Source organism: Rhodococcus sp. ENV425, from assembly GCF_002887785.1.
Classification (GTDB): Bacteria; Actinomycetota; Actinomycetes; order Mycobacteriales; family Mycobacteriaceae; genus Rhodococcus; species Rhodococcus aetherivorans.
Map to the genome: position 1 here is coordinate 1 of NZ_PCZU01000138.1, position 3956 is coordinate 3956.

The 3956-nt window shown below is 70.2% G+C and carries 4 protein-coding genes and 1 pseudogene; all 5 read left to right on the forward strand.

Annotated features, from left to right (window positions below):
- On the forward strand, positions 1 to 1854 hold a 1854-nt coding region (gene infB, locus CQZ88_RS10760; protein ID WP_102799738.1), incomplete at its 5' end, for a translation initiation factor IF-2.
- 105 nt (positions 1855 to 1959) lie between these two features.
- Complete coding sequence (locus CQZ88_RS10765) at positions 1960 to 2250, forward strand: DUF503 domain-containing protein (RefSeq protein ID WP_029543284.1); 291 nt, start codon at positions 1960 to 1962, stop codon at positions 2248 to 2250.
- A 60-nt stretch (positions 2251 to 2310) separates the two neighbouring features.
- Positions 2311 to 2769 (forward strand): 30S ribosome-binding factor RbfA, encoded by a 459-nt coding sequence (gene rbfA / locus CQZ88_RS10770; RefSeq protein WP_029543285.1) that lies wholly within the window; start codon positions 2311 to 2313, stop codon positions 2767 to 2769.
- A gap of 7 nt (positions 2770 to 2776) precedes the next feature.
- The gene (locus CQZ88_RS10775) at positions 2777 to 3760 is read left to right on the forward strand and encodes a bifunctional oligoribonuclease/PAP phosphatase NrnA (protein ID WP_050035100.1); all 984 of its coding nucleotides are present in this window, start codon (positions 2777 to 2779) and stop codon (positions 3758 to 3760) included.
- Positions 3700 to 3956, forward strand: a pseudogene (locus CQZ88_RS30830) (hypothetical protein); the annotation flags it as partial. The gene CQZ88_RS10775 and the pseudogene CQZ88_RS30830, both read left to right, overlap by 61 nt.

A 3956-nucleotide genomic window follows, 5' to 3' on the forward strand; every position in this document is an offset into this window, starting at 1 on the left:
AAGCGGCAGGAATACGATTCGATGCAGGCACCGTCGGTCGGTGGTGTGCGGCTGCCGCGCGGCAACGGCGAGACCATCCGTCTCGCCCGTGGCGCGTCGCTGTCCGACTTCGCGGAGAAGATCGACGCGAACCCGTCGGCCCTGGTCCAGGCGCTGTTCAACCTCGGTGAGATGGTCACGGCCACTCAGTCGGTGAACGACGAGACCCTCGAGCTGCTCGGCTCGGAGATGAACTACAACGTTCAGGTCGTCAGCCCCGAGGACGAGGACCGCGAGCTGCTCGAGTCGTTCGACATCACCTACGGCGAGGACGAGGGCACCGAGGAAGACCTCGTGCAGCGTCCGCCGGTGGTGACCGTCATGGGTCACGTCGACCACGGCAAGACCCGCCTGCTCGACACGATCCGCAAGGCCAACGTCCGCGAGGGCGAGGCCGGCGGCATCACCCAGCACATCGGCGCCTACCAGGTGATGACCCACCTCAACGGCGAAGACCGGCTGATCACCTTCATCGACACCCCGGGTCACGAGGCGTTCACCGCCATGCGTGCCCGCGGCGCGAAGTCGACCGACATCGCGATCCTCGTGGTCGCGGCCGACGACGGCGTCATGCCGCAGACGGTGGAGGCGATCAACCACGCGCAGGCTGCGGACGTGCCGATCGTGGTCGCGGTGAACAAGATCGACAAGGAGGGTGCGAACCCCCAGAAGATCCGCCAGCAGCTCACCGAGTACGGACTGGTCACCGAGGAGTACGGCGGCGACACCATGTTCGTCGACATCTCGGCGAAGCAGGGCCTGAACATCGACCAGCTGCTCGAGGCCGTGCTGCTCACCGCGGACGCGTCCCTCGACCTGCGGGCCAACCCGGACATGGAGGCGCAGGGCGTCGCGATCGAGGCGCACCTCGACCGCGGCCGCGGCCCCGTGGCCACCGTCCTGGTCCAGCGCGGCACGCTGCGCGTGGGCGACTCGATCGTCGCGGGCGACGCGTACGGCCGTGTCCGCCGAATGGTGGACGAGCACGGCGACGACGTCCTCGAGGCGTTCCCGTCGCGTCCGGTCCAGGTCATCGGCTTCACGTCGGTGCCCGGCGCCGGTGACAACCTCGTCGTCGTCGAGGAGGACCGCATCGCACGGCAGATCGCGGACCGCCGCAATGCGCGCAAGCGCAACGCGCTGGCCGCCAAGAGCCGCAAGCGGATCAGCCTCGAGGACCTCGATGCCGCGCTCAAGGAGCACAACGAGCTCAACCTCATCCTCAAGGGCGACAACGCCGGTACGGTCGAAGCCCTCGAGGAGGCCCTCATGGGCATCGAGGTCGGCGACGAGGTGCGCCTGCGGGTCATCGACCGCGGTGTCGGTGGTGTCACCGAGACCAACGTCAACCTGGCCGCCGCGTCGAACGCCGTGATCATCGGCTTCAACGTCCGCGCCGAGGGCAAGGCCACCGAGCTCGCCAACCGCGAGGGCGTCGACATCCGCTACTACTCGATCATCTACCAGGCGATCGACGAGGTGGAGAAGGCCCTCAAGGGCATGCTCAAGCCGATCTACGAGGAGGTCGAGCTCGGCCGCGCCGAGATCCGGGCGATCTTCAAGTCGTCCAAGGTCGGCAACATCGCGGGCTGCATGGTCCAGTCGGGTGTCGTCAAGCGCAATGCGAAGGCCCGTCTGCTCCGCGACAACAACGTGGTCGCCGAGACGGTCACCATCTCGTCGCTGCGGCGCGAGAAGGACGATGTGACCGAGGTGCGGGAAGGCTTCGAGTGCGGTCTGACGGTCACCTACTCCGACATCAAGATCGGTGACGTGATCGAGGCGTACGAGCTGCGCGAGAAGCCGCGCGACTGACGCAGCCGGACACAACCGACGGCCTCGTCGGCGGCGGTGGGCGAGATGATCGCCCGCCGCCGTCGGCGTGCCGGAGGACCGGCACCGGACGACACCGGAGGGTGGATGTATCTCGGGGCACTGGAACTGGACGTCCTGCTCGGTGACGTGCGCTCGCTCAAGCAGAAGCGGTCCGTGATCCGGCCCGTCCTCGCCGAGCTGCGGCGGATGGCGGTCAGCGCCGCCGAGACCGGCGACCAGGACCTCTACCGTCGCGCCGAGATCGGCGTGGCGGTGGCCGCATCGGCGGTGCCCTATCTCAACGAGGTGCTCGACACGTGCGAGCGGCTCGTCGCCGGCCGCCCGGAGTTGCAGCTGCTCTCCGTGCGGCGAAGAATTTTCGGTCCGGAGGACTGACCGGACCGGTGGAACAAACATGTGGTCGCCGCCGGCGGCCGGGGAGAGGAACCGACTGACATGGCCGATCCAGCACGGGCACGTCGACTGGCCAAGCGCATCGCCACGATCGTCGCCACGGCCATCGATCACGAGATCAAGGATCCGCGGCTGGCGTTCGTCACCGTGACCGATGCGAAGGTCACCGCAGATCTGCACGACGCCACCGTCTACTACACGGTCCGCGGCGAGGACCTGGACACCGAACCCGACCTGGCCGCGGCCGCCGCAGGCCTGGAGAAGGCCAAGGGCGTGCTGCGCTCGAAGGTCGGGGCGGGCACCGGGGTGCGGTTCACCCCCACCCTGACCTTCGTCACCGACACCGTGCCGGACACCGCCCGGCACATGGAGGAACTCCTCGAACGGGCACGGGCCGCCGACGAGGAACTCGCCAAGGCCCGCGAGGGCGCCGCTCCCGCCGGTGAGCCGGATCCGTACAAGGAACCACGGGTGCGTCCCGACGACGGTGACGACCTGTAGCGCACCGATGGCCGAGTCGATCCAGGCCGCCACGGCGGTCGATCTGCGCGACGCCGTCGCGCTCCTCGAGGACGCCACCTCGGTGACGATCCTCTGCCACGTCCAGCCCGACGCCGACACCTTCGCCAGCGGCCTGGCACTCGGCACGGTGCTCGAGCGGCGCGGCATTCCGGTGCAGGTGGCGTTCGCGTCGCCGGCCGCCGTCCCGGCGTCGATGCGCGACCTGCCCGGCGGGCACCTGCGGGTGCCCGCCGGGCAGGTGCGCCGCGAGGTCGACCTGCTCGTCACCGTGGACTGCGGCACGGCCGGCCGGCTCGGGCATCTCGCGGACCGGCTGGCAGGCGCGAAGCACACCCTGGTGATCGACCACCACCGCTCCAACACCCGGTTCGGCACCCACAATCTGATCGACGAGGCCGCCGAATCCACCACCGCCGTGCTCGCCGAGCTGTTCGACGAGTGGGGCGTGGAGATCGACGCGGACCTCGCCCACTGCCTGTACGCGGGGCTGGTCACCGACACCGGCTCGTTCCGGTGGGGACGCGCCGGGGGACACCGTCTGGCCGAGCGCCTGCTGGCCACCGGCATCGACGGGGCCGCCATCACGCGACGGCTCCTCGACACGCACCCCTTCGGGTGGCTGCCGATGCTGTCGCGGGTGCTCGCGTCGGCGACGCTCGTTCCCGACGCCGCCGGCGGACGCGGACTCGTCCACGCGACGGTGCTGCGCGCCGATTCGGTGCACCTCGGCGCCGAGGAGGTCGAAAGCGTCATCGACATCGTCCGGACCACCGCCGAAGCGGAGGTCGCCGCCGTGTTCAAGGAGTGCGGCCCGGACGTGTGGACGGTATCGCTGCGCTCGAAGAACGCCGTCGACGTCTCCGTCGCCGCCACCGCCCTCGGCGGAGGTGGGCATCGGTTCGCATCCGGATACACCGCGTACGGCGACCGCGACCGGGTCGTCACGGCGCTGCGCGCGGCCCTGGACTGACGGTGCCGGCGCCGCAACCGCGGGACACCGCCGGCCCGGAACCGGACGCGCCCCCGCACGTCGTCCCCGAGGCCACCGCCCGGCGCATCCTCGGGCTCGCGGTGCCGGCCCTCGGGGTGCTCGCCGCCGAGCCGCTGTACCTCCTGTTCGACATCGCCGTCGTCGGCCGGCTCGGCGCGCTCGCGCTCGCGGGCCT